This window comes from Chelatococcus sp. YT9 (assembly GCF_018398315.1).
GTDB lineage: Bacteria > Pseudomonadota > Alphaproteobacteria > Rhizobiales > Beijerinckiaceae > Chelatococcus.
Genome location: NZ_JAHBRW010000001.1, coordinates 2213529 through 2237101, shown reverse-complemented (window position 1 = coordinate 2237101; position 23573 = coordinate 2213529). Strand labels below are relative to the sequence as shown.

The following is a 23573-nucleotide window of genomic DNA, read 5'->3' as shown; positions in this document are numbered from 1 at the left end:
TCTCCACGATCATGGCGACGCAACGTCGCACCGCGGCGGATTTGTGTCGAATCGGTGGCGGCGCCGCAAGCCTGTGCTTGGTTTTTCCGCTTGTTGCACGGAAGCCACGACATCAATAGACCGCTGAAAAGCCAAAAAGCGCAAAAGAATTAACTGCTTAACGGTCGGTTAAAGGGCGTTTTTCTCCGCCGGCTTGACTTCCGCCGGGGGCGAGTTACTTTCCGCTCGCCATGCTTAGTTATCGTGATGTCGATTTCTCGGAGGTTTGATCCCCCCATCGCTGGCTATTGGAACGGGTGCGTAACCCATAGTTTCTACCGGATCCAGGACGTCCGGGTGACTAGAAACTGGTAACGCACGGAGTCTTGCAGCTTGCCACTGACGAACGCCCTTTGCCTTCGGAGCTCAACCGAGGAGAGGATGTTGTTATCTGTGCTTGCTGCTGGATCATCTTCTAGCCCGATGATTTTGAGCCAGAACGTCCCGGCAATGACCGTTTCGGCCAGCGACTATCGGATATCTCCTGCAGCCATGACAATTGTGGCGCGCCGTAGCGCGGGCTTTGGCATGTCGTGTTGGGGCTGGTCCACCGAAACGGCGAGCGATTCACTTTGACACCGGCTGCAGGCATCGCAATAGGCGCGACGCGGCCGTGAACACCTCCACGACCCATGGAGGAACGGGTGCAAATTATGGATTTCCTGAATACGGACGATATCGCGCTTGAGTTGGATGTCCGCGGCAAATCCGCGGCTCTCGATGCGCTTGCGGCCACCCTCAGCCAGCGAACGGGCTTGGCCAAGGACCGGCTCCTGACGGCGCTCAACGCGCGCGAACGTCTCGGTTCCACAGCCATCAACCACGGCGTCGCCATTCCCCACGCTCACCTGGATGACCTCGTAAAGCCGGCCGCAGCCTTCGCCAGATTGGCGGTGCCGGTTGATTTCGGTGCGCAGGACGGTGGACTCGTGGATGTCGTCTTCGCTTTCATCTGGCCGACGCATTGCAAGGATGGCTTTCTTCAGAATCTCGCCCCGATGTGCCGCCTGCTGCGCCAGCCTGAGCTGCTTGCCCAGCTGCGCCACGCGACAAGCGCTGAGGAAATCAGCCAGTGCCTCAGTGCGGCTCATGAGCAGAGCCCTCTGCCGCGCCCAGGAGCTCGCAGCCTCGGCCATCTCCGCGCCTGAGGCGTCCCAACGGGGGCTGCTCCGGCCGCGGCTTGTCCGGCCGCGACTTGGGAACCATTGCAGCCTGAATGGCCGTGACACCGGTTGAATTTCCCTGACCGAGCCGCTATAAGCGGCGCGCCCGCCCTTTGCGGGTTACATCTGCTGGTTGGGGAGGACGCCATGTCGTACGACGCCCTCTTCCAATTGGGGATGGGCGCAGTTTTGCTGAATGCCTCCCAAACGGAAGAATTTCTTCGCTTGAACGCCGCCGCGGGGCGCACTCCGGTCATTGGCGCGATGGATTCTCATCGCCATACCGCCGCTGTCATGGGCGCGTTGAGAGGGCCTTATCGGCTGATAGGGCGCAGCAGGATCGCATATGCCGGGGCCGGTACGGCCAACCGGCGGCTGGGCGCGATGCCGCCTCCAACCCATCGGTGTGCTTCGAATCGATACGTGGCCTGAACGACGCCGCCTGTTCGTCATGCGGCGTTAGCATCGTTTGCCCGTTCCGTATGGGGATGGACGTCGCGATGCGCCGTTGAGCTGGTTGCTCGGGCAGACACCTTCGTTCATGCGCCGGGTCTTCCTCCCCTGCGCAAACGTCCTGTCAGCCACGCATCCGGTTTTTGTCCACAACCATCGTCATTCACATCTGCGCTATCGCGCCACCCCCCGGGGCTGGCTGCGCAGCAGAGAGCGTCGCGCAAGCCATCATGATTCAAACACCGTACTATCTCATCGACAAGTCCAGGCTCCTGCGCAACCTGCGCATTATCGAGGAGGTACGGGAGCGTTCCGGGGCCAAGGCGCTGCTCGCCCTGAAGTGCTTTGCGACGTGGTCGGTGTTCGATCTCATGCGCGACTACATGGATGGCACGACGTCCTCGTCGCTCTATGAGGTGCGCCTCGGCCGCGAGACGTTCGGCGGTGAAACGCACGCCTATAGCGTGGCCTTTGGGGACGACGAGATCGACGAGGTCGTCACGCACGCCGACAAGATCATCTTCAATTCCGTCAGTCAGCTCACCCGCTACGCGGACAGGGCCGTCGGCCTGCAACGCGGCTTGCGGCTCAACCCGCAGGTCAGCTCGTCGGACTTCGATCTCGCGGACCCGGCCCGGCCGTTCAGCCGTCTCGGCGAATGGGATGTCGCCCGCATCGAAGGCGTCATGGACCGCATCACCGGCTTCATGATCCACAACAACTGCGAGAACGGCGACTTCGCCTTGTTCGATCGCATGCTCGCGACAATCGAGGAGCGCTTCGGCTCTCTCCTCGCGCGGATCTCCTGGGTCAGCCTCGGCGGTGGCATTCACTTCACCGGCGAGGGTTACCCCATCGAGGCCTTCTCCGCGCGCCTGAAAAGTTTTGCGGAGCGCTATGGCGTGCAGGTCTATCTGGAGCCAGGCGAGGCCGCGATCACAAAAAGCACGACCCTCGAAGTGACGGTGCTCGACACGCTCAACAACGGCAAGGATCTCGCTATCGTCGACAGTTCGATCGAGGCGCATATGCTCGATCTCTTGATCTACCGCCAAAGCGCCAAGCTGGAGCCGAACACCGGCCCTCACAGCTATATGGTCTGCGGTAAGTCATGTCTCGCCGGCGACATCTTCGGTGAGTACCGGTTCGAGGCTCCGCTCAAGGTGGGTGACCGGATCTCTCTCCAGGACGCGGCCGGTTACACCATGGTGAAGAAAAACTGGTTCAACGGCGTCCGCATGCCGTCCATCGCCCTGCGCGAACTCAACGGCGATATCCGCCTGGTCAAGCAATTCTCGTTTGAAGACTACAGAGCGAGCCTCTCCTGAGGCGATCATCCCGAACTCGTGGTTAGGAGGCACCGAGCCGCAATGAAACGCAACATCCTCATCATCGGCGCCGGCGGCGTTGCTCAGGTCGTCGCGCATAAATGCGCCCAGCACAATGACGTCCTGGGCGACATCCATATCGCGTCGCGCACAGTCGAGAAATGTGCCGCCATCGTGCAATCCGTCCATGAGAAGAAGGCCATGAAGCGGCCGGGCGTTCTGGAAGCGCATGCGCTCGATGCGCTCGACGTCGAGGCCACCAAGGCCCTCATCGCGAAGACGAAGAGCCAGATCGTGCTGAACGTGGGCTCGGCCTTCATCAACATGTCGGTGCTTCAGGCCTGTATCGAGACCGGCGCCGCTTATATCGACACCGCCATTCACGAGGACCCGCTGAAGATCTGCGAGACGCCGCCGTGGTATGGCAACTACGAGTGGAAGCGCCGCGAGGCCTGCGCCAAAGCCGGCGTCACCGCCGTGCTCGGCGCCGGCTTCGACCCGGGCGTCGTCAATGCTTATGCCGCGCTGGCCCGCGACGAGTATTTCGATCGCATGGATTCGATCGACATCATCGACATCAATGCTGGCGAGCACGGCCGTTACTTCGCCACGAACTTCGATCCGGAGATCAACTTCCGCGAGTTCACCGGCCAGGTTTGGTCGTGGCAGAACCGGCAGTGGACCTCCAACAAAATGTTCGAAGTCCGCAAGGACTGGGATCTACCGGTGGTCGGGACACGCACCTCCTACCTCACCGGCCATGACGAGATCCATTCGCTGTCGAAAAACCTCGACGTGCCGCATATCCGCTTCTGGATGGGGTTCGGCGAGCGCTATGTCACCGTCTTCACCGTGCTGAAGAACCTCGGCCTTTTGTCTGAGCAGCCCATCAAGACGGCGGAGGGTCTTGAGGTGGTTCCCCTGAAAGTAGTCAAGGCCGTGCTGCCGGACCCGTCATCGCTGGCGCCCGACTACACCGGCAAGACCTGCATCGGCGATCTCGTGAAAGGGGTGAAGGACGGCCGCGAGCGGGAGGTCTTCATCTACAATGTCGCTGATCACGAAGAAGCTTACGCGGAAGTCGGAAGCCAGGGCATTTCCTACACCGCCGGCGTGCCGCCGGTCGCGGCCGCTATGCTGATCGCCCGCGGCGACTGGGACGTGAAGACCATGGCCAATGTCGAGGAACTGCCGCCACGGCCCTTCCTCGACCTCCTGAATCACATGGGCCTGCCGACGCGCATCCGTGACGAGGACGGCGACCGCGCGCTCGACTTCTCGGACGATGCGGAAGAGCCTGTGGCGGCGAGGCGGGTGGCCTCCGGCCGTCGCTGACAACGCTGTGCTCGCCTCAACCCGGCCGCATCCATTCCGGATTCGGCCGGGTCACACCACGCCTTCATCCCACGAAGCCTCTCCGGTACCGCGATGAACACCTCCGCACTCACGCCATTCGACCGGTTGAAGGCTGCCTGCGCCGACGACTGGCGCGCCTATTGCCAGCATGACTTCGTGCGCCAGCTCGGCGCCGGCACGCTGCCCCAAGCGGCCTTCCGGCACTATCTGGAGCAGGACTATCTCTTCCTCATTCACTTCGCCCGGGCCTGGGGGCTTGCCGTGTACAAGAGCCGGACGATCGTCGAGCTCCGCCAAGGCCTCGACATGCTGAAAGCGATCGTCGACGTCGAGCTCGGCCTCCATGTCGACTATTGCCGGCAGTGGGGCCTATCCGAGGAGGATCTGATGCGGGTGCCCGAGGCGCGGGCGACCATGGCCTATACCCGCTATGTGCTCGATGCCGGGAACCGGGGCGACCTTCTCGATCTCCATGTGGCGCTCGTGCCGTGCATGATCGGCTATGCGGAGATCGCGACCTGGCTGACCGCGCAGCCTTTTCTCAAGCGTGACGGCAATCCCTATGCGAGCTGGATCGCGATGTACGCGAGCGATGAGTTCCAGGACGCCGCGGAAGGCGAACGCCGCTGGCTGAACCAGCGGCTGGCATCCGTCGATCCGGCGCGCTTCGCTGAGCTGGCCGGCACCTTCCGTGACGCGACGCGGCTCGAAGCCGACTTCTGGCAGATGGGGCTGGAGAGCCGGTTCTAAGATCGGGCCAGAGCTCGCAGGCTGTCGTGTCCGGCCTAGCGTCAGCGAGAAACCCGAGCCAATGAACACAGGATCTGACAAGAAGACACGTCGGGTGGCCGGCACTCTATTGGTTGTCGCCGCGCTCATGGTCTCGGGCTCGGGCCCATAGGCCCGCCCGGAATGGCGATGTGAAGCACGCTCAGGGGGCCGTTCCCGAAGCGGCCGGCTTCTTGAGCCGCACGCCCGGTCCTTCGCGGTTCGCTGCCAGGAAGCGGACGCCTGCCTCTTCCAGAGCCTTGACGACCAGCATCTCCGTCGTGCGCTGCAACTCGTGCCGGTGGCATTCGAAGTCGCGCACTGTGCTCCGGGACACACCGGCGGCCGTCGCGAGCTGATCTTGTGTCCAGTCGAGTAGCCCGCGAGCAGCGCGACATTGTTCGGGACGTAAATTCATGGGCTTAGGCCATTGCAATTGCCACCCGAAGTCAACCATAATGTATGAACTTGAGCAACACCCCACCCTGTGATCAACTTCGCAAGAGGTCCTGCCGTCGCACATGTCGGATGCCGCGCTATATCTGACCATTCTCATCGCCCTTCCCTTCGTGGGAAGCGTCATCGCGGCCTTTTTTCCGACCAATGCACGCAACGCAGAAGCTTGGCTTGCCGGCACGGTATCGCTCACGAATCTTGTCATAACCATTCTGTTCTTGCCATCCGTGCGAGACGCAAAGGTCGTACGCACGGAATATGAGTGGCTTCCGGATTACGGACTGAACTTCATCGCCCGTATGGACGGATTTTCCTGGTGCTTTTCCATCCTTATATTCGGCATCGGGTTCCTCGTCGTGCTTTATGCACGCTATTACATGTCGCCGGCAGATCCGGCACCGCGGTTTTTCTCGTTCCTGCTCGCATTCATGGGCGCGATGACCGGTGTCGTCCTCTCCGGCAATCTCATTCAACTCGTCTTTTTCTGGGAACTGACGAGCCTTTTCTCGTTCCTGCTGATCGCCTACTGGCATCATAACCAGAATGCCCGTGACGGCGCGCGGGTCGCGCTCACGGTCACGGCAGCCGGCGGCCTGTGCCTCCTCGGGGGCATGCTGATCATCGGACATATCGTCGGCAGCTATGATCTAGACGTCGTGCTCGCCTCCGGCGATCGCATCGTCTCCCACGCGCTCTACCTGCCGACCCTGCTGCTGATAGCGATGGGTGCCCTCACGAAGAGCGCGCAGTTCCCCTTCCAGTTCTGGTTGCCCCGGGCCATGGCCGCGCCCACGCCCGTCTCGGCCTATCTGCATTCGGCAACCATGGTGAAGGCCGGCGTCTTTTTGCTGGCACGGCTATGGCCGGTCATGTCCAACCATGAATACTGGTTCTGGATATTCGCCTCGGTGGGTGTGCTGACGCTGCTGATCGGCGCCTTCCTCGCCCTCTTCCAGCAGGACCTGAAGGGCCTTCTCGCCTATTCCACCATCAGTCACCTCGGACTCATCACGCTCCTGCTCGGCCTCGGCAGCCCGCTCGGCATGGTGGCGGCGGTTTTCCACATCATCAATCACGCAACCTTCAAGGCCTCGCTCTTCATGGCGGCGGGCATCATCGACCACGAGGCCGGCACCCGCGATGTCAGGCGGCTCGGCGGCCTGTTCCGGGCGATGCCGATCACAGCCACGCTCGCCATGGTAGCCGCGGCGTCGATGGCCGGCGTGCCGCTGCTCAACGGCTTCATCTCGAAGGAGATGTTCTTTACCGAGACCATCGAAAGCCACGGAAACTCCGTGCTGGACAACAACCTGCCCTACCTGGCGACACTCGCCGGCATGTTCAGCGTGGCCTATTCCCTACGCCTGATCGACCAGGTCTTTTTCGGGCCGGTCGCGACAGACCTGCCGCGCAAGCCCCACGATCCCGTGATCTGGATGCTCGTGCCTATTGCCTTGCTCGTGCTGATCTGCCTGCTGATCGGCATCCTGCCCGGCCCGACGGTCGGCAGCTTCCTCGCCACGGCCGTCGAGGGCGTGCTCGGCCCCAATCTGCCATCTTACAGCCTGGCCGTGTGGCACGGCTTCACCCTCGCGCTGATCATGAGCTTCGTGGCGCTGATCGGTGGTGTGATCACCTATTTTACGCTGAAGAATTACCTCTCAGGCAACATCGAAGGTGCGCCGCTCCTGCGAGAGCTCAAAGGCAAGCGCATTTTCGAGCGCGCCATCGTCATGCTGTCATGGCGCTGGGCGCGCGGCATCGCCGATATCGTCGGCACCACGCGGCTGCAGCCCCAACTGCGACTGTTGCTGGCGGTGGCCATTCTGGCGGGACTTTGGCCCCTGTTCAGGGGTTCGCTGTCGCTTGACGTCGACTGGCCCTTCTCGGTGGATCCAAGCTTCGTGCTGCTATGGATGGTCGGCTGCGGATGCGCGCTCGGTGCAGCCTATCAGGCCAAATACCATCGCCTCGCTGCCGTGATCATCATGGGTGGCGCAGGGCTTGCAACCTGCATCACCTTCGCTTGGCTGTCGGCGCCGGATCTCGCACTCACCCAACTTCTAGTGGAAATCGTCACCACCGTTCTGCTCCTGCTCGGCCTGCGCTGGCTGCCGCAGCGCTTGGAGGATGCCGGGCCCATCAGCTTTGCCGCGCGGTTGCGGCGCTTGCGGGATCTCATCATCGCCATCGTCGGCGGCGCGGGCCTGGCGGCGGTTGCCTATGCGGTGATGACCCGGCCGCAGCTCAACAGCATCTCCAACAATTTCCTCGAGCGTGCATATACCGAGGGCGGCGGCCGCAATGTCGTGAACGTCATCCTCGTCGACTTCCGCGGCTTCGATACCCTGGGCGAGATCACCGTGCTCGGCATCGTCGCCATCACAGTCTTCGCGCTGCTGCGCCGCTTCCGCCCCGCCCGCATTTCGGTGGAAGCCCCCAGACAGAAGCGGTTCCAGAACCAGTTTGATGCCGACCGCTATGATGCTCCAAAAACCGGCATCGCAGCGCATTACATGATTGTGCCCGGCCTCATCATGCGGCTACTGTTTCCAGTGGTCGCGATGATGGCCGTGTTTCTCTTCATGCGCGGCCACGACGCACCCGGCGGCGGCTTTGTCGCGGGGCTCACCTTTGCCATCGCCTTCATCCTCCAGTACATGGCGGGTGGCGCACGGTGGGTGGAGGCTCGCCTGCGCATCCTGCCGGTCCGCTGGATCGGCGCCGGCTTGCTGGTTGCCGCCGCGACCGGCGTCGCAGCGCTTGCCTTGGGTCGCCCCTTCCTCACGTCGGCCTTCCAGTATGCGGATTTGCCGGTGCTCGGCCGCGTGCCACTGGCAAGCGCGCTCTTCTTCGATTTCGGCGTGTTCTCGCTGGTGCTGGGCGCCACGGTTCTGGTTCTGATCGCCCTCGCCCACCAGTCCATCCGCGTCTACCGCGCCATGGCCGCCGCCAAGGCAGCCGAGGCTGAAGCCGTGGAGGAGGCCCGCTGATGGAACTCGTCATTGCCATCGCCATCGGCGTGCTTTGCAGCTCAGGCATCTGGCTCCTTCTGCGTCCGCGTACGTTCCAGGTCATCATCGGCCTGTCGCTCATGTCCTATGCGGTCAATCTCTTCATCTTCGCGATGGGACGGCTGCGCGCCGGCGCGCCGCCGGTGCTCGGCAGCTCCGGCACGGGCGACCTCGCGCGCTATGCGGACCCGCTGCCGCAGGCTCTGGTCTTGACTGCCATCGTCATCAGCTTTGCGATGACGGCGCTGTTCCTCGTCGTGCTGCTGGCATCGCGAGGCCTGACCGGCAACGATCATGTCGATGGTCGCGAGGTAGACCAGTGAACTGGCTCGAGCATCTCACCATCGCGCCGATCGTCATCCCGTTGGTCGCCGGCGCCTTCATGCTGCTTCTTGACGGACGCAATCGCTTCGTCGCGGCCGGCATCAATGTGCTCGCCACTTTAGCGCTGCTCGTTATTGCCATTCTGCTGGTATGGTTCGAGAGCGCGCAGGATGCCGGCGGCCATGTCTATCTGCTCGGCAACTGGCCCGCGCAGTTCGGCATCGTGCTGGTCGCCGACCGGCTATCGGTCATGATGCTGCTCGTCACGGCCATCCTTGGCTGTGCCACGCTTCTGTTCGCGCTTGCCCGCTGGCACAAGGCCGGCAGCTATTTCCACCCCCTGTTTCAGTTCCTCCTGATGGGGTTGAACGGTGCGTTCCTCACCGGCGACCTCTTCAACCTCTTCGTCTTCTTCGAGGTGATGCTCGCCGCCTCCTACGGGCTCGCACTGCATGGATCCGGCCCGGCGCGCGTGAAGGCCGGTCTCCATTATATCGCCATCAACCTGGCGGCCTCGCTTCTGTTCCTCATCGGTGCGAGCCTGATCTACGGCACGGCCGGCACGCTCAACATGGCGGCGCTCGCTACCCGGATTGCCGGCCTTCCGGCCGACGAGCGCATCTTGTTCGAGATCGGCGCGGCCGTGCTGGGTATCGCCTTCCTCGTGAAATCGGCCATGTGGCCGCTCGGATTCTGGCTGCCGAGCACCTATGCTGCGGCATCCCCGCCGATCGCCGCGATGTTCTCGGTCCTCACGAAGGTTGGCGTCTACGCAGTCTTGCGGCTTGGCTTCCTGATGTCATCGGGCGAAGACGACGTCTCGCTGCTTTTCGGGGGCGACTGGTTGCTGGTCGGCGGCATCGCCACCATCCTCTTCGGCATGATCGGGATCATGGCATCGCAGGAAATGGCCAGGCTCGCGGGCTTCAGTGTGCTGGTCTCGTCAGGCACCCTGCTGGCGGCCATAGGCATCGGTGGCGCGGCGGTGACGAGCGGCGCGCTGTTCTATCTCGTCTCATCGACACTTGCGATCGCCGCCTTTTTCCTGCTCATCGAGCTCGTGGAGCGTGGCCGCGCCCCGGCCGACGACGTGCTCGCCGTGACGATGGAGGCCTATGGCCTCGATGATCCCGATGAACTTGAGGAGGACGAGGTCGGTATTGCCATCCCGGCGATCATGGCGCTCCTCGGCTCAGCCTTTATCGCCTGTGCGGTGCTTTTGTCCGGCCTGCCGCCGTTGTCTGGCTTCGTCGGCAAATTCGCCATCCTCTCAGCGCTTGTCGACCCGACGCGAGGCTCCCCGGTGAGCTGGGGCGCGTGGGCCGTGTTCGCGACGATCCTGATGTCAGGGCTGGCGACGCTCATCGCGATGACACGCGCCGGGATCCGCACATTCTGGGCCTCCATCGAACGCGACTTGCCCCATGTGCGTGTGGTCGAGCTCGCCCCGATCGCGATCCTACTCTTCCTGTGCATTGCGCTCACCGTACAAGCCGGCGGCGCCATGCGTTACATGCAGATGACCGCGGAGGCCCTGCACCGTCCCGGTGCCTATATCGGCGCGGTCTTCGCCGCTCCGCCCGCAAGGCCGGACGCGACCGGCCCGGCAGCAAACAAGACCGAAGCGGCCGGAGGCACGCCATGACGCGCGTGCTTCCCTACCCGCTCATTTCCCTCTTGCTCCTGGCGATGTGGCTGATCCTCAACCAGAGTGTCTCGCCAGGCCAGATTATGCTCGGTGTGATCTGCGCAGTGCTAGGTCCGCTTGTCCTGACGCGCCTCGACGTGCCGCCACTCCGCCTTCGCAGGCCGTGGGCGTTGCTGCGTCTGATCGGCAGGACACTGATCGACATTGTCCGATCGAACATGAATGTCACGCGGGCCATCTTGAACCCGAAGTCGACGCGGCGGGCCGGCTTCGTCGCCATTCCGCTGGAGATGCGCTCCCCCTATGGCTTGGCGGCGCTTGCCTGCATCCTGACAGCGACTCCCGGCACGGCCTGGGTCAGCCTAGACCCCGCTGATGGCACGCTGATCATCCATGTCCTCGATCTTTACGACGACGACGACTGGGGCGCGATCGTTAAGAACCGGTACGAAGGACTGCTGATGGAGATTTTCGAATGAGCGTTGCGATCCTCGGCTGGTCCCTCCTCGTCGCACAGATCTTCCTGGCACTCGCGATGGCCTTGGCCGCATGGCGCATCATGCGTGGGCCTCGCGCGCAGGATCGCGTGCTGGCCATGGACGCGCTCTATGTGAATGGCATGCTTTTGTTGCTTGTTCTCGGCATCGGCACTGGGCGTACGCTCTATTTCGAGATTTCGCTCGCGATAGGCCTTCTTGGCTTCGTCGCCACCGTCGCGCTCGCAAAATTCCTCATGCGCGGTGAGGTGATCGAATGAATAATCTTGCCGCCCTCCCAGCGTGGGCCGCTCTGCTGACGGCGTTTCTCGTGCTTCTCGGCTCTGCGCTTGCCCTCACCGGCAATATCGGTCTCATACGTTTCGGGAGTTTCTATGAGCGCGTTCATGCGCCTACTCTCGGCGCAACACTTGGCATGGCAAGCATTCTGATCGCCTCGATCGTTTGTTTTTCCACACTTCAGACGCGGCCGGTCGTGCATGAGATCCTGATCGGCGTCTTTGTCACCATCACCACGCCGGTGACGCTCATGTTGCTGGTCCAGGCCACGCTCTATCGCGACCGCCTTGAGGAAAAGGACCCCCTGGAGAAGCGCGGGCAGAAATCGGGACCTTCCGACACCGCCGCCTGAGAGAGACTTCAGTTGCGGAACTTCCGCTCGTCAGGCAAGTCGTGGGGTTGTGGACCGTCGAGCGAAGCCGCGCGGTTCCAGCGAAAATTTCCTAACTCGGTCTTGGCTCACGCCTGCTCGAAAACGTCGCCGATGCTTCCTGCCAAAGCGTCAGCGCGACCGTCAGCACCATGAAACCCGCTGTCGCGGCAAAGACGAATGATGGAAGCCCCCGATCCAACAGCCAGGCGAAGAAGAGCGGGCCCGAGAAATTGGCGATATTGAACCCTGTCGTCACAATCCCGAATACACGCCCCTCGGCGCCGCGCGGCGCGGCAGCGCGCACCAGCATATCGCGTGACGGTGCGATCACGCCCGAGAGGAACCCGGCGAGCGTCAGCATCACGACGAGCGCGGCGGCTGGCAATCGCGTCACGGCGATGATCGCGACGAGAACGGCTGTGACACCGAAAGCCGCAGCCGCCACATAGCCGTGGCGGCTGGTGCGATCCGCCAGAACGCCACCGACGAGCACGCCGAAGGCACTTGCGAAGAGGAAGCCGGACAGCGCCGTGTTCGCCATGACGAGATCGACGCCATATCCCGTCGTCAGCGCCGACACCGAGAAATTCTGCAGGCTGCCCGTGCTGAGATTAAGCAGCATGAAGAGCACGATCAGAACCAGGATCGCGGGGCTGAGTAGCGCTTTCACGCCCGTGGACGCATCGGCCGCAATCGGCGCCGGCGTAGCGGGCGCGCGGCGCGGCGCGTGCGGACTGTCCTCAGGCATCCGCGCGATCAGGATGGCCACGACGCAGCCGATTCCCCCGGCGACCGCGAAAGCCATGGGGACGCCGCCGAAAGCCGCGACCCCAAGCAGAACGGCTGGCGCGACCGCTCCACCGAAATAGCCGGCAAAGGTATGAAAGGAGAACGCCTTGCCCATGCGTCCGCCGTCGATGCCATGGGAGAGCCAAGCGTAATCCGCCGGATGATAGACGCAATTGGCGAGGCCGGCGAAAGCCATCCCAATCAGCAGCAGGGGATAGGTCTCGGTGACCGCGAGCCCGATAAAGCTCGCGCCTCCAAGTACAAGCCCGCCGATCAGCAGCCGCCGCGGGCCATAGCGATCGGTCAGGAAGCCGATCGGCGTCTGCGCCACCAGGGTGACGAGGTTGAACACGGTCAGCGCCAAGCCGATCTCGATGAATCCCACGCCGAAATGCGCTGGCAAGAGCGGAATCAAGGCTGGCAAAGTCATGATGTGGAAATGGCTGACGAAATGCGCCATACACACCTTGCCGAGAAGCGCGAGTTCCTGGCCGCCCCACCGCCCCTGCATCGCGGCGAAAGCCGGCATCATCCGCGCTCCGCGCGCTTCGTTCCGATGTCCGCGTGAGCCGGCCGCGTGAGAACGGCGAAAACCAGCGTGCAGGCGAGCACGAGCAGGCCGAGAAAGACGATAACCCCCGCCGTACCCCAGAGCGTGGACACAGCACCTGTCACGGGCTGGAAGATCGCCGCACCCGCGAAGAACGCGAAATTGATCGCCGCGAGGGCCTTGCCGGCCTTCTCAGGCGAGAAGATCGAGCGCCCCATCGCAAAGAGCAGCGGCTGAACCGCGATGGTCGCGCCGAATGCGAAAAGCACAGCGGTGTCATAGGAAACCGGTAGGCGCGCAAGGCCAGCGAGGTTTGACAGCAAGCCACCGGGGGCGCCCGTGGCAAGCAGGAGGAGCATCACCCCGGCAATCGCGTGCCCCCCTATGATCAGCGCCCGCCGATGGCCCATGCGCCGGTCGAGCATGCCAAACGCGATCGGGCCGATTACGAGCGCGACCGTCATCGGCATCAGCACGGTGCCGGCTTCGACCCGGCTGACGCCTTTTATGTCCATGAGCCATGGGCCGCCCCAGAGACCCCGTATGCCGATCATCACGGCGAACGATGCCAAGGCGAGAATGATGATGCCACGCATCCGCGCGGACACGCCGATCCGCACGACCTCTCGCACCTCCGAACGCAAAGTGGAGTGCTCGGCACCTCGGTCAGGCGGCGTATTGGGCACCAGCAGAAAAACGAGCCCGGCAACGATGACGCTTGCGATCGCGGCGGCGGCATAGCCAGCCCGCCACCCCGAGGTCTCGATGAGCCAGGCCAGCGGACTCGCCGACAGCAGCATGCCGGAGTTGCCGACGCCTTGGATGAGGCCGGACCACAGGCCGAACTTCGCCGGTGTCAGCATTTTCGCGGCCAGTGTCATCGGGCACAGCAGCATGCCGCAGCAGCCGATGCCGAGCACGATCTGCGTCAGCAGGAAACCGGTCGCCCCGCCGATCACGGCCGCCAGCGCAGCCCCTATGGTGACGATCGTGAAGAGGGTCAGCGACACCGTGCGTACGCCGTAGCGGTCGAGCGCCACGCCAACTGGAATTTGGCCCGCCGCAAAGGCGAAATGGTAGGCGCCCGTCAGGCTGGCGAGCGCCTCCGCGCTGACGCCGAGATCGAGCGCCATCACGTCCGTGGCCATCGCCGGCAGGGTGCGCAGCATGTTGGAGAGCATGTGGCCGAGGGCCAAAACGAGAAGCGGTGCGCCGAAGGCCGCCGTCCCCTCAAGGACAGACACAGCTTGGACAGACGCAGGCTCTCTTCCGCCGGGCGCAACCGCTTGCGACCTTGCCATGGATCGTGAACTCCCTCGGCGCCGGACTCCTCGCGATCCGTCGCGTTGATGGCTGCACAGTCCTTGTGCAATCCTTGCCATCTTCCGGATAGTCGAGAGACGCGGGAAAGCCAAGCGCGGGAGGGCAACCGGCGTGCATAGCGGCTATGCGCCGAAGCCTGATGGTGGAAGCTTCAGGAAAGGGGTGCGGCGCTTCGAGCTTCGGGTCAGCGGCCGCGGGATGGCGGAGGCAGAACGCACATCTCTTCACCGGAAAACAGGCGCGAACGGCTCAGGAAGCGTTGCTCCGTACCATTGTCGAGCGAGAACATGCCTCCTCGGCCCGGCACGACATCGAGAATGAGCTGCGTGTGCTGCCACGCCTCAAACTGCGACGCGCTGATATAGACAGGGGTCCCTTCGATCTCTCCGAGTTTGACGTCGCGGTCGCCAACGATGAAATCCCCCTGCGGATAGCACATCGGCGAGGAGCCATCGCAGCACCCTCCGGACTGGTGAAAAAGGATGGGGCCGTGCTGCGCCTTGAGTTTCTCCATCAGTGCGATCGCCGCCGGCGTCGCTACTACCCGGGCTGCGGGCGCCTCCGTCATGATAACCGTCCCACCTATCGTTGACGCCGATAAAAAAGAGCCGGACGGTGACAGCTCCGTCCGGCAAGGTTGCGCGAGGGAGCGCGCTCAGGAGGCCCTTCAGGAAGCCATGTCGAGAACGATGCGGCCTTCGATCTGGCCTTTATGCATCTTGTCGAAGACAGCGTTGATGTCATCGAGCTTGGCCGTGGAGACCGTCGCACGGACTTTGCCGGAGGCGGCAAAATCGAGTGATTCCTGCAGGTCGAGACGGGTGCCGACGATAGAGCCGCGAACTGTGATGCCGTTCAGCACCATGCCGAAGATGTCGAGCGGAAAGCCGCCCGGGGGCAGCCCATTGAGCGAGACCGTGCCGCCGCGCCCGACCATGCCGATCGCCTGCTCGAAGGCCTTGGGGCTGACCGCCGTTACCAGCACGCCCTGCGCGCCGCCATCGGTTTCACGCCTGATGACAGCAGCGGGATCCTCATTCTTGGCGTTCACAGTCAAAGTCGCCCCGAGCCGCCGGGCGAGATCGAGCTTGGCATCGTCGATATCCACCGCGGCGACATTGAGCCCCATAGCCTTGGCGTATTGAACGGCCATGTGGCCCAGGCCACCGATACCAGAGATGACGACCCAGTCACCGGGCTTGGTGTCGGTGACTTTCAGGCCTTTGTAGACGGTCACGCCGGCGCACAGCACCGGTGCGATTTCCACAAAGCCGACGTTTGCCGGCAGGTGCCCGACATAATTCGGGTCCGCGATGACATAGTCAGCGAAGCCCCCGTTGACGGAATAGCCCGTGTTCTGCTGCTCGACACAAAGGGTCTCCCAGCCTCCCAGGCAGTGCCGGCAATGGCCACAGGCGGTGTAAAGCCACGGCACGCCGACCCGGTCACCTTCCTTGATGTGCGTGACGCCGGGGCCAACCGCGGAGACGAAGCCAACACCTTCATGGCCCGGAATGAAGGGGGGGTTCGGCTTCACCGGCCAGTCACCCTCAGCAGCATGCAGATCCGTGTGGCAGACGCCCGAGGCCTTGATGGCGACCTGGATCATGCCCGGTCCCGGCTCGGGAACGGCCACTTCCTCTATGACGAGCGGCTTGCCGAATTCCCGCACGACGGCGGCTTTCATGGTCCTTGCCATAAGGCGTCCTCCTTGCGTTAACCCGGTTAAGCTAGGGCAGCCGGGCGGCTGCCCCATGACCAAGATCAACCTTGCTCAGAAGAAGCCAAGCTTTTTCGGCGAATAGCTGACCAGCATGTTTTTGGTTTGCTGGTAATGATCGAGCATCATCCGGTGGTTTTCACGTCCGATGCCCGATTGCTTGTAGCCGCCGAAAGCCGCGTGGGCGGGATAGGCATGGTAGCAGTTCGTCCATACCCGGCCGGCCTGGATCGCGCGCCCGAAGCGATAGGCCCGGTTGCCGTCACGCGTCCATACCCCGGCGCCAAGCCCGTAGAGCGTGTCGTTGGCGATGGCGAGTGCCTCGTCGTCGTCCTTGAAGGTGGTGACGGAGACGACGGGTCCGAAGATCTCCTCCTGGAAGATCCGCATCTTGTTATGGCCCTTGAAGACCGTCGGCTTGACGTAGTACCCGCCGGCGAGATCGCCCGGCAGTTCGTTGCGCTCGCCTCCTGCCAGGATCTCGGCGCCCTCCTGCCGGCCGATGTCGAAGTAGCTGAGGATCTTCTCGAGCTGCTCGGACGAAGCCTGCGCGCCGATCATCGGCGACGGATCGAGCGGATTGCCCTGCTTGATGGCCTTCACGCGGCCGAGCGCCTTCTCCATGAAGCGATCGTAGATCGATTCATGGATCAGCGCGCGGCTCGGGCAGGTGCAGACCTCGCCCTGGTTCAAGGCGAACATCACGAAACCTTCGATGGCTTTATCGAGATAGTCGTCATCATCGGCCGTCACATCTTTGAAGAAGATGTTCGGAGACTTGCCGCCGAGTTCCAGCGTCACCGGAATGAGGTTCTGACTGGCATACTGCATGATCAACCGGCCGGTCGTCGTCTCGCCGGTGAAGGCGATCTTGGCGATACGCGGGTTGGACGCCAGCGGCTTTCCGGCCTCCAGGCCGAAGCCGTTGACGATGTTGAGCACACCAGGCGGCAGGATATCTGCAATGAGCTCCGCGAGCACAAGGATCGAGGCGGGCGTCTGCTCCGCCGGCTTCAGCACGACGCAGTTGCCGGCGGCAAGCGCGGGCGCAAGCTTCCACACCGCCATCAGGATCGGGAAATTCCAGGGGATGATCTGCCCGACGACGCCGAGCGGCTCGTGGAAATGGTAAGCGACCGTGTCGTGGTCGATCTCCGAGATCCCGCCCTCCTGCGCGCGGACGGCGCCGGCGAAATAACGGAAATGGTCGATGGCGAGCGGCAGGTCGGCGGCGGTCGTCTCGCGGATCGGCTTGCCGTTGTCCCAGGTCTCGGCCTCGGCGAGAAGTGACAGGTTCTCCTGCATGACATCGGCGATGCGGTTGAGCAGCAGCGCGCGCTCGGCGACGCTGGTGCGCCCCCAGGCATCCTTGGCCGCGTGGGCGGCATCGAGCGCCGCCTCGATGTCGCTGGCGTCGGAGCGCGCAACCTCGCAGAGCAACTTGCCGTTGACGGGGGACGTATTCTCAAAATAGCGGCCGGCCTGCGGCTCGGTCCATTGACCATTGATGAAATTGCCGTAGCGCGCCTTGAAAGGCGTGGCCGCCGCACGAAAGATCTCTGGCTTGTTCAAGGTTTCCTCCTGCATGTCCCGTCGGGCCGCCTATCGACTGCGGTCTCATGCAGGGATCATCACGCCGGTTGCAGAGGAATGTCAGCCGCCCTCCGTCTGTTTTGCGGTGCACCTGTCGCAGGACTGCGACAGGTGCACACAACACGTCAATGGTTGCGGCCAAGCCCGAAGCGCGAGAGCTTGCGATGCATGGTCGCGCGGCTGACACCGAGCAAACGGGCGGCAGCCGAGACGTTGCCCTTGGCGCGGGAGAGAGCGCGCTGCACGGCGCCGCGCTCGGCCGTCGCGAGATCCTCACTGGGGCTATCCGGCCCCTCAAAAAGGTCAGCGGCCGGAAAAGGCGCACCAAGGCGCGCATCCGTCAGACCATAAGCCACGCGGGCGGCGCGATTGGCGCCCACCACGAGATCCTCCCGATCGACGGCGATGAGGCCGACAGCGCCCTTGCCGAGGTCAGGTCCGAGCATCACCCGGGCGTGGTTGAAGGTCTCGCGGAAGTGACGCGCCTCAATGCCTTGCGCCGCCTCATTCGCCGCCGTGGCGATCAGGCGTAGCATGGTCGGTGTCAGATCCGACCTGCAGGTCGAGACATCGAGCGTCGCGACCAGTCGGCCCTCAGCGTCCCAGATGGGAGAGACGGTGCAGCTCAGGCCGATATTACGGGTGAGAAAATGCTGATCTCGATGGATGGTGAGCGGACGCCCTTCCGCAAGGCACGTGCCGACACCATTGGTGCCCTCGCTCGCCTCGCTCCAAACCATGCCGGTCCAGAGACCGAGATTGAGAAAATCCGCGTCATCACCCGCCGCCCCCCGGCGATCGAGCGGCACACCGTCGCGGTCGGTGAGAAGCACGCAGCAGCCGGCGTCACCCACGGCCTCGAACAGGCGGTCGAGCGTGTGCTGCGCGAGCCTGACCAGCTTCTCAGTCCGCTCGAAGGCCAGATTGAAAGCTGCGCTGTCAAGGCGATGCGGCGGACGGTGCTGGTCCGGATCCAAACCATATTGGGTGACAGAGCGCGACCAGGAAGCCGCGACAGCAGATCGCGCTGCCGAGGCGCCATCGCTCAACGTTGAATAAACCCTTGCGGCATGGTGCGCCTTGGCCGTCTCGCCCATCCCTGCGACCTTTCCGTTCCGCCTCTGCCAGCTCCGGAGCTTTCACAGCCGCTGCTCATCTATGCCGCCATAGTCCGGCGGCAAGGTGGGATGTGTCAATCACCTGCCGCAAGGACAGCATCAGCCAGACGCTCAGCCAGCATGATGACGGGAATGTTGAGATTGGCGCGTGGCACCGTCGGCATCACGGAGGCGTCTATCACGCGCAACCCGCCCACGCCGTGGACACGGCCCGAGGCGGGATCCGTCACAGCCTCACGGTCTTCGGCGGTACCCATCCGGCAGGTGCCGCAGGCATGCCATTGGCCGAAGGCATTATCGCGGATATAGGTCGCGATCGCCTCATCGCTCGCCAGGAGATCCGCGAGGCGCATGCCGCCTGCCACAAAGCTCCTGAAGAAGGGTTGCCGGAGGAAAGGCAGCGCGTCGAGCGCCACCGCCGCCGGCGCGGTGATGAGGAAGTTGCGCAGGCCATAGCGCCCCAGCGCCTTGGCGAAGCCGCTGTAGCGCGAGGGCGAGGCATGGGCCACGTGCCCGACCAGCGCCTGAGAGGCGAGGAGGCGCGCCATGAAGCGGACCGAGGCCGTCAATCGCCTGACATCACGAATATCAGCCAGATGGTTGAAAGCCGCGAGCGGCGGCATTGACAGATCAGCGCTCTGCAAGGTGACACTGCCACGCGCATAGGGCTTGTTGATCCACGACAGCAGCGTCGCGATTTGCCGGCCAAGAGGATGCCAGGCGGATTTCGCCACCACCATCATATACATGTCCGACGGCATTCCATCTTCTACGCCCGAGCTGTAGCGCAGACCAAGGTGAATATGCCGGCGCGTCGTGCCCCGCAGTCGCGCGCCGCGCGCAAGATAAGCAGAGAGCGAGATCCCCGGATGCTCCTGCAGGTTTTGGCCGACCCCCGGGAGGTCATGCACGACCGGGAGCCCGAGCCTGCGCAAATCTGTCGCCGGCCCTATGCCCGATTTCATCAACAGCGCCGGGCTGTGAATGGCGCCCGCGGCGATGATGGTCTCCCGAGCCCCTATGGTGCGCGTCACGCCGTTTGTGCCATGGATCCTGACGCCCACCACCCGCCGCCCCTGCCAAATGAGGCCCGAGACGGAAGCATCCGCCATGACGACCAGATTGGGACGCCGGCGCGTCTCGCGATCGAGATAGGCGCGCGCTGTCGAGACGCGGTGGACACCGTCATTCGAGAGCGTCATCGGGAAATAGCCGTCCTCGAAGCGGCCATTCTGGTCGCCGAGCGCAGCAAAGCCGGCGTCCGCCAGCGCCGCTTCCGCCGCTAGCGAAAAGGCCGGCCAGCGCTCGCGAGGAACACGATAGATGGGGATAGGCCCGCTGTCGCCGTGGAGCGGCCCGCCGTAGTCGAGGTCCCGCTCGAGCTTCTTGAAATAGGGCAGCACCGACTGCCAGTTCCAGCCCGTGGCCCCTAGCCGTTCCCACTCGTCATAGTCATCGGGCGTGCCGCGATTGGCAACCTGACCGTTGATGCTGGAGCCGCCGCCCATCAGTCGCGGTTGCTCATAGCGCCCGAGAGGAGGACGCTCGGCAGCGTTATGCGCGACGGGCCGGAAATAGGCTGGCAAGGCGGGCCAGTGGTTGACGGGGTCGAAGGCGACGCGGCCGGGGTAGATATCGAGCATCGCGGGCGTTTCTTCCCCCGGCTTGATGTCCCGCCCCGCCTCGATGAGGAGCACCCGCCGCCGCGGATCGGCGGAGAGCCGGTTCGCCAGCACGCAGCCGCTGCTACCGCCGCCGACGATCGCGATGTCAAAGACATTCTGGCCGGGTTCGCCCCCCGCCTCCGCCGGCGTCTCAGCCGGCATGGTTCGCGAACCGCTCCGCGAAGGCGCGCGCGCCAGCCTCCGCCACCTCCTGATCCTCGTCTGTCGAGCCGGAGCTGACCCCGACCGCGCCAACGACCACGCCCTCCACGACCAGGGGAATGCCGCCGGCGAGCGTCGTGAAGCGGCCACCCGCCTGGGCATGGATGCCGAAGGCCGCCTGCCCTGGCACCACGGCCGGCGCGAGATCGCGCGTCGCCTTGCGGCTACCGGCCGCCGTCAACGCCTTGTTGATCGCGATGTCCACGGCGATGAACTTGGCGCCGTCCATGCGCCGCGCGGCGACGAGATGGCCGCTTTCATCGACCACTACGATGTTTTGCGGCACCCCGATCGCCTCCGCCCGGCGCTGCGCAGCGTCGAGGACGTGATTGGCTTCGCTCAGGCCGATGCGCGTGATGACCTGCATGATGTACCCCCTCAGCCGATCCAGAAGCCGCCGTTCACATCGAGCGTCGCGCCCGTGATATAGGCCGCCTCGTCCGAGGCCAGGAAGGCGACGGCGCTCCCCACATCGGCAGTGGCGCCGAGCCGTGCTAGCGGAATGGCCTGTTGCAGCCGCTCCCGCGTTTCCGGTGTGACGTTCTCGCGGATGAGATCGGTATCGATCAGCCCCGGCGCCACCGCATTGGCGGTGATGCCGTGCTTCGCCATCTGCCGGGCGAGCGTGCGGGTGAAGCCCAGGATGCCCGCCTTAGTGGTGGCATAGTGGATGCCGCCGTTGATCGCTCCTTGCCGGCCGACCAGCGACGACATGCTGATGACGCGCCCGCGACCCTTGGCGATCATCCCGGGCAGCACCGCCTTGGTGCAAAGGAAGACGCTCTTCAGATTGGTTGTCATCAGCCGGTCCCACTCCGCCTCGTCGATGTCGAGGATGGAGAGCGCATTGTCCTGACCGGCATTGTTGACGAGGATGTCGATGCCGCCGAGGCCGCGCTCGACCTCGGACACCATTCGCGCCACATCCTCCCCTCGACCGGCATCACCAACGACCGCGAGCGCGCCCTCTCCCAGCGCATCCGCCGTCAGGCGCGCCGTGTCACCGTCGATATCGGCGATGGCGACCCGCGCGCCCCGCGCGTAGAGTGCCTCGGCCACGGCCCGGCCGATGCCGCGCCCAGCGCCGGTTACGACGGCCACGCGGCCATCGAGACGAGACAATGTCATATCGCTTATCCCTTGACGGAGCCCTTGGTGAGGCCGGACACCATGAGCCGGCCGAACAGGGCGAAGATGATGAGGATGGGCAGGATGGCGAGGGTGGCCGAGGCCGTGAGCGGCCCCCACTCCCGGCCGAAGAACCCGATGAAGCTGTAGATCGCGGGCTGCACGGTGCGCAGCGAGGGCGAATCCACCATCACCGAGCTCGCCACGAATTCGTTCCACGACCCCACGAAGACGAGGATGGCGGCAGCGCCCAAGGCCGGGCGCACCAGCGGCAGGATCACGTAGCGCAGGATCTGGAAGGTCGTGCAGCCGTCCGCCGTGGCCGCCTCGTCGAGCTCGCGCGGGATGCCTTCGATCGTGCCCTTGATCACCCAGATCGCCATGGGCAACTGGTGAGCCGCGTAGAGCATCGGCAAGACGATCGGCGTATTCGTGAGCCCTAGCGATGCAAAATAAACATAGTTGGGAATAAGCAGGGCCGCGGCACCAATAGACAGCGGTATGCTTGCGACCACCGCCAGAAAAAGCACCCGACGCAGGGGGAAGTTGAAGCGGTCAAAAGCATAGGCGGCAGGAAGGGCTAGCACGAGGGCGAAGACCACCGCGACCAGCGCATTGACGAGGCTGATGCCCAGGTTGCCGCCGAAGCCGCTCAGGAACACGCGTTCATAGTTCTCGATCGTTGGCGTGAAGCTGACGAATGTCGGCGGAAAGCGAAACAGATCCGCCTGCCCCTTGAAGGAGGTGATGATGCCCCAGATCAGCGGCGCGATATTGAGGATGACGAGACAGCCAAAGAGCCCGCTCCATAGCCAGCCGAGGCTCGGCACGAAACGACGGACCGGCGCGGCGGCGACAGCTGATGACAATGTTGCCGAGGTCATGGCGGTCCTCACGCTTGCCAGCGGGCGAGCCGCACATAGGACATCACGAGGAGGATGTTGCCCGCGAACATGACGATGGCGAGCGCGGTGGCCGAGCCGAGATCGTAGTTCGTGAAGGCGCGCTCGTAGACATCCATGGCGAGGATGCGCGTCGCGTCGCCGGGACCACCACCGGTCATTACCAAGGGTGTCTCGACGGTATTGAAGGTCGACAGAGTTAGGACGATGGCGATCAACAACAAAGGCGTCTTCAACAACGGCAGCGTAATCATGCGGAATATCTGCCAGTTATTGGCACCGTCGATACGCGCGGCCTCATCATAGTCGTCCGGTATGCTCTTGAGACCAGCCAGGAGCACGAGAACCGCGTAGCCGATACGTTTCCAGACTGACACTGCGACAAGCAGCACCATCGCCCCGGTTGGGTTGTTCAGCGGCTGCATCGCATCGAACCCGAGGAGCTGGACGACATAACTTGCGACACCGATGTCGTTGACGAAGACCCACCGGAAGAGAAGCGTGGCGACCACCGCCGAGATGATCCACGGCACGATGACGACCATCTGCACCATGAAGGCCGTGCGCGCCGGCAAACGGTTGATCCAGATCGCGAGCGCCATGGCGATCATGATCGTGAACACGACACAGGCTGCCGTGAAGACGCCGCTGCGACCCAGCGTCGGGAGCAGAGAGGGGTCCTCCATGAGCCTGACGTAGTTGCCCAAGCCTACGAAATCCGTCGGGGCCCCATACTCGATACGAAACAGTGTGAACCAGAATCCGTAAAGCACGGGAGAGAACAAAACGAAGAGAAGTAGCGCAAAGGCTGGCGCTATATAAATATACGCAGTTGCGCTCGATCTCATGTGAGTATCATGCCTTGG

22 protein-coding genes are annotated in these 23573 nt (G+C 63.6%); 10 read left to right on the top strand and 12 right to left on the bottom strand.

Features of this window, described 5'->3' with window-relative positions; genetic code table 11:
- The first annotated feature begins 692 nt into the window (after window positions 1–692).
- From KIO76_RS10175 to tenA, 4 genes are all read left to right on the top strand, one after another.
- Window positions 693–1187 carry a PTS sugar transporter subunit IIA gene (locus KIO76_RS10175; RefSeq protein WP_249729833.1) on the top strand — a complete coding sequence of 165 codons (495 nt, stop codon included), beginning with the start codon at window positions 693–695 and terminating at the stop codon, window positions 1185–1187.
- Between the two features lie 698 nt (window positions 1188–1885).
- Window positions 1886–2983, top strand: coding sequence for a carboxynorspermidine decarboxylase (gene nspC / locus KIO76_RS10170; RefSeq protein WP_213323154.1), 1098 nt, complete (start codon window positions 1886–1888; stop codon window positions 2981–2983).
- 42 nt (window positions 2984–3025) lie between these two features.
- Entirely contained in the window at window positions 3026–4318 is a 1293-nt protein-coding gene (locus KIO76_RS10165; RefSeq protein WP_213323152.1) for a saccharopine dehydrogenase family protein, read from the top strand.
- A gap of 93 nt (window positions 4319–4411) precedes the next feature.
- A complete protein-coding gene (gene tenA / locus KIO76_RS10160; protein ID WP_213323150.1) occupies window positions 4412–5089 on the top strand; it encodes a thiaminase II in 678 nt (225 codons plus the stop codon).
- 181 nt (window positions 5090–5270) lie between these two features.
- On the opposite strand, the gene KIO76_RS10155 is transcribed toward tenA, so the two are convergent.
- Window positions 5271–5525, bottom strand: a complete 255-nt coding sequence (locus KIO76_RS10155; protein WP_213323148.1) for a helix-turn-helix domain-containing protein — start codon at window positions 5523–5525, stop codon at window positions 5271–5273.
- 103 nt (window positions 5526–5628) lie between these two features.
- On the opposite strand from KIO76_RS10155, the gene KIO76_RS10150 reads away from it, so the two are divergent.
- The 6 genes from KIO76_RS10150 to mnhG are packed head-to-tail and all read left to right on the top strand — an operon-like array spanning window position 5629 to window position 11677.
- Window positions 5629–8556 (top strand): monovalent cation/H+ antiporter subunit A, encoded by a 2928-nt coding sequence (locus tag KIO76_RS10150; protein WP_213323146.1) that lies wholly within the window; start codon window positions 5629–5631, stop codon window positions 8554–8556.
- Window positions 8556–8900, top strand: a complete 345-nt coding sequence (locus KIO76_RS10145) for a Na+/H+ antiporter subunit C (RefSeq protein ID WP_213323144.1) — start codon at window positions 8556–8558, stop codon at window positions 8898–8900. The genes KIO76_RS10150 and KIO76_RS10145 overlap by 1 nt, the downstream gene beginning before the upstream one ends.
- Window positions 8897–10546 carry a monovalent cation/H+ antiporter subunit D gene (locus tag KIO76_RS10140; protein WP_213323142.1) on the top strand — a complete coding sequence of 550 codons (1650 nt, stop codon included), beginning with the start codon at window positions 8897–8899 and terminating at the stop codon, window positions 10544–10546. Before KIO76_RS10145 ends, KIO76_RS10140 begins: the two co-directional genes overlap by 4 nt.
- A complete protein-coding gene (locus KIO76_RS10135; RefSeq protein WP_213323140.1) occupies window positions 10543–11028 on the top strand; it encodes a Na+/H+ antiporter subunit E in 486 nt (161 codons plus the stop codon). Before KIO76_RS10140 ends, KIO76_RS10135 begins: the two co-directional genes overlap by 4 nt.
- Window positions 11025–11306: a K+/H+ antiporter subunit F gene (locus tag KIO76_RS10130; protein ID WP_213323138.1), complete on the top strand. Its 282-nt coding sequence runs from the start codon at window positions 11025–11027 to the stop codon at window positions 11304–11306. Before KIO76_RS10135 ends, KIO76_RS10130 begins: the two co-directional genes overlap by 4 nt.
- On the top strand, window positions 11303–11677 hold the full coding sequence (gene mnhG, locus KIO76_RS10125; protein ID WP_213323136.1) for a monovalent cation/H(+) antiporter subunit G: 375 nt from the start codon (window positions 11303–11305) through the stop codon (window positions 11675–11677). The genes KIO76_RS10130 and mnhG overlap by 4 nt, the downstream gene beginning before the upstream one ends.
- A gap of 91 nt (window positions 11678–11768) precedes the next feature.
- Here the strand turns inward: mnhG and KIO76_RS10120 are convergent, their stop codons facing one another.
- From KIO76_RS10120 to KIO76_RS10070, 11 genes are all read right to left on the bottom strand, one after another.
- Window positions 11769–13019: an MFS transporter gene (locus KIO76_RS10120; RefSeq protein ID WP_213323134.1), complete on the bottom strand. Its 1251-nt coding sequence runs from the start codon at window positions 13017–13019 to the stop codon at window positions 11769–11771.
- Window positions 13016–14338, bottom strand: coding sequence for an MFS transporter (locus KIO76_RS10115; protein WP_213323132.1), 1323 nt, complete (start codon window positions 14336–14338; stop codon window positions 13016–13018). Before KIO76_RS10115 ends, KIO76_RS10120 begins: the two co-directional genes overlap by 4 nt.
- Before the next feature lie 206 nt (window positions 14339–14544).
- The gene (locus KIO76_RS10110; RefSeq protein ID WP_213323130.1) at window positions 14545–14928 is read right to left on the bottom strand and encodes a DUF779 domain-containing protein; all 384 of its coding nucleotides are present in this window, start codon (window positions 14926–14928) and stop codon (window positions 14545–14547) included.
- A gap of 99 nt (window positions 14929–15027) precedes the next feature.
- Window positions 15028–16059, bottom strand: coding sequence for an alcohol dehydrogenase AdhP (gene adhP, locus KIO76_RS10105; protein ID WP_213323128.1), 1032 nt, complete (start codon window positions 16057–16059; stop codon window positions 15028–15030).
- A 75-nt stretch (window positions 16060–16134) separates the two neighbouring features.
- Window positions 16135–17667: an aldehyde dehydrogenase gene (gene adh, locus KIO76_RS10100; RefSeq protein ID WP_213323125.1), complete on the bottom strand. Its 1533-nt coding sequence runs from the start codon at window positions 17665–17667 to the stop codon at window positions 16135–16137.
- 131 nt (window positions 17668–17798) lie between these two features.
- Window positions 17799–18770, bottom strand: coding sequence for a GAF domain-containing protein (locus tag KIO76_RS10095; protein WP_213323123.1), 972 nt, complete (start codon window positions 18768–18770; stop codon window positions 17799–17801).
- A 95-nt stretch (window positions 18771–18865) separates the two neighbouring features.
- Window positions 18866–20617, bottom strand: coding sequence for a GMC family oxidoreductase (locus tag KIO76_RS10090; protein ID WP_213323121.1), 1752 nt, complete (start codon window positions 20615–20617; stop codon window positions 18866–18868).
- Window positions 20607–21044: a GlcG/HbpS family heme-binding protein gene (locus KIO76_RS10085; RefSeq protein ID WP_213323119.1), complete on the bottom strand. Its 438-nt coding sequence runs from the start codon at window positions 21042–21044 to the stop codon at window positions 20607–20609. The genes KIO76_RS10090 and KIO76_RS10085 overlap by 11 nt, the downstream gene beginning before the upstream one ends.
- Window positions 21045–21055: 11 nt before the next feature.
- A complete protein-coding gene (locus KIO76_RS10080) occupies window positions 21056–21805 on the bottom strand; it encodes an SDR family NAD(P)-dependent oxidoreductase (RefSeq protein ID WP_213323116.1) in 750 nt (249 codons plus the stop codon).
- A gap of 5 nt (window positions 21806–21810) precedes the next feature.
- On the bottom strand, window positions 21811–22689 hold the full coding sequence (locus tag KIO76_RS10075; protein WP_213323114.1) for a carbohydrate ABC transporter permease: 879 nt from the start codon (window positions 22687–22689) through the stop codon (window positions 21811–21813).
- Between the two features lie 8 nt (window positions 22690–22697).
- A complete protein-coding gene (locus KIO76_RS10070; protein WP_213323113.1) occupies window positions 22698–23555 on the bottom strand; it encodes a carbohydrate ABC transporter permease in 858 nt (285 codons plus the stop codon).
- Between the last annotated feature and the right edge of the window lie 18 nt (window positions 23556–23573).

Excerpts from the sequence above, each read along its gene's own strand:
- KIO76_RS10175 (WP_249729833.1), top strand. The coding sequence starts at position 693 with ATGGATTTCCTGAATACGGACGATATCGCGCTTGAGTTGGATGTCCGC.
- nspC (WP_213323154.1), top strand. The coding sequence starts at position 1,886 with ATGATTCAAACACCGTACTATCTCATCGACAAGTCCAGGCTCCTGCGC.
- KIO76_RS10165 (WP_213323152.1), top strand. The coding sequence starts at position 3,026 with ATGAAACGCAACATCCTCATCATCGGCGCCGGCGGCGTTGCTCAGGTC.
- tenA (WP_213323150.1), top strand. The coding sequence starts at position 4,412 with ATGAACACCTCCGCACTCACGCCATTCGACCGGTTGAAGGCTGCCTGC.
- KIO76_RS10155 (WP_213323148.1), bottom strand. The coding sequence starts at position 5,525 with ATGAATTTACGTCCCGAACAATGTCGCGCTGCTCGCGGGCTACTCGAC.
- KIO76_RS10150 (WP_213323146.1), top strand. The coding sequence starts at position 5,629 with ATGTCGGATGCCGCGCTATATCTGACCATTCTCATCGCCCTTCCCTTC.
- KIO76_RS10145 (WP_213323144.1), top strand. The coding sequence starts at position 8,556 with ATGGAACTCGTCATTGCCATCGCCATCGGCGTGCTTTGCAGCTCAGGC.
- KIO76_RS10135 (WP_213323140.1), top strand. The coding sequence starts at position 10,543 with ATGACGCGCGTGCTTCCCTACCCGCTCATTTCCCTCTTGCTCCTGGCG.
- KIO76_RS10130 (WP_213323138.1), top strand. The coding sequence starts at position 11,025 with ATGAGCGTTGCGATCCTCGGCTGGTCCCTCCTCGTCGCACAGATCTTC.
- mnhG (WP_213323136.1), top strand. The coding sequence starts at position 11,303 with ATGAATAATCTTGCCGCCCTCCCAGCGTGGGCCGCTCTGCTGACGGCG.
- KIO76_RS10120 (WP_213323134.1), bottom strand. The coding sequence starts at position 13,019 with ATGATGCCGGCTTTCGCCGCGATGCAGGGGCGGTGGGGCGGCCAGGAA.
- KIO76_RS10115 (WP_213323132.1), bottom strand. The coding sequence starts at position 14,338 with ATGGCAAGGTCGCAAGCGGTTGCGCCCGGCGGAAGAGAGCCTGCGTCT.
- KIO76_RS10110 (WP_213323130.1), bottom strand. The coding sequence starts at position 14,928 with ATGACGGAGGCGCCCGCAGCCCGGGTAGTAGCGACGCCGGCGGCGATC.
- adhP (WP_213323128.1), bottom strand. The coding sequence starts at position 16,059 with ATGGCAAGGACCATGAAAGCCGCCGTCGTGCGGGAATTCGGCAAGCCG.
- adh (WP_213323125.1), bottom strand. The coding sequence starts at position 17,667 with ATGCAGGAGGAAACCTTGAACAAGCCAGAGATCTTTCGTGCGGCGGCC.
- KIO76_RS10095 (WP_213323123.1), bottom strand. The coding sequence starts at position 18,770 with ATGGGCGAGACGGCCAAGGCGCACCATGCCGCAAGGGTTTATTCAACG.
- KIO76_RS10090 (WP_213323121.1), bottom strand. The coding sequence starts at position 20,617 with ATGCCGGCTGAGACGCCGGCGGAGGCGGGGGGCGAACCCGGCCAGAAT.
- KIO76_RS10085 (WP_213323119.1), bottom strand. The coding sequence starts at position 21,044 with ATGCAGGTCATCACGCGCATCGGCCTGAGCGAAGCCAATCACGTCCTC.
- KIO76_RS10080 (WP_213323116.1), bottom strand. The coding sequence starts at position 21,805 with ATGACATTGTCTCGTCTCGATGGCCGCGTGGCCGTCGTAACCGGCGCT.
- KIO76_RS10075 (WP_213323114.1), bottom strand. The coding sequence starts at position 22,689 with ATGACCTCGGCAACATTGTCATCAGCTGTCGCCGCCGCGCCGGTCCGT.
- KIO76_RS10070 (WP_213323113.1), bottom strand. The coding sequence starts at position 23,555 with ATGAGATCGAGCGCAACTGCGTATATTTATATAGCGCCAGCCTTTGCG.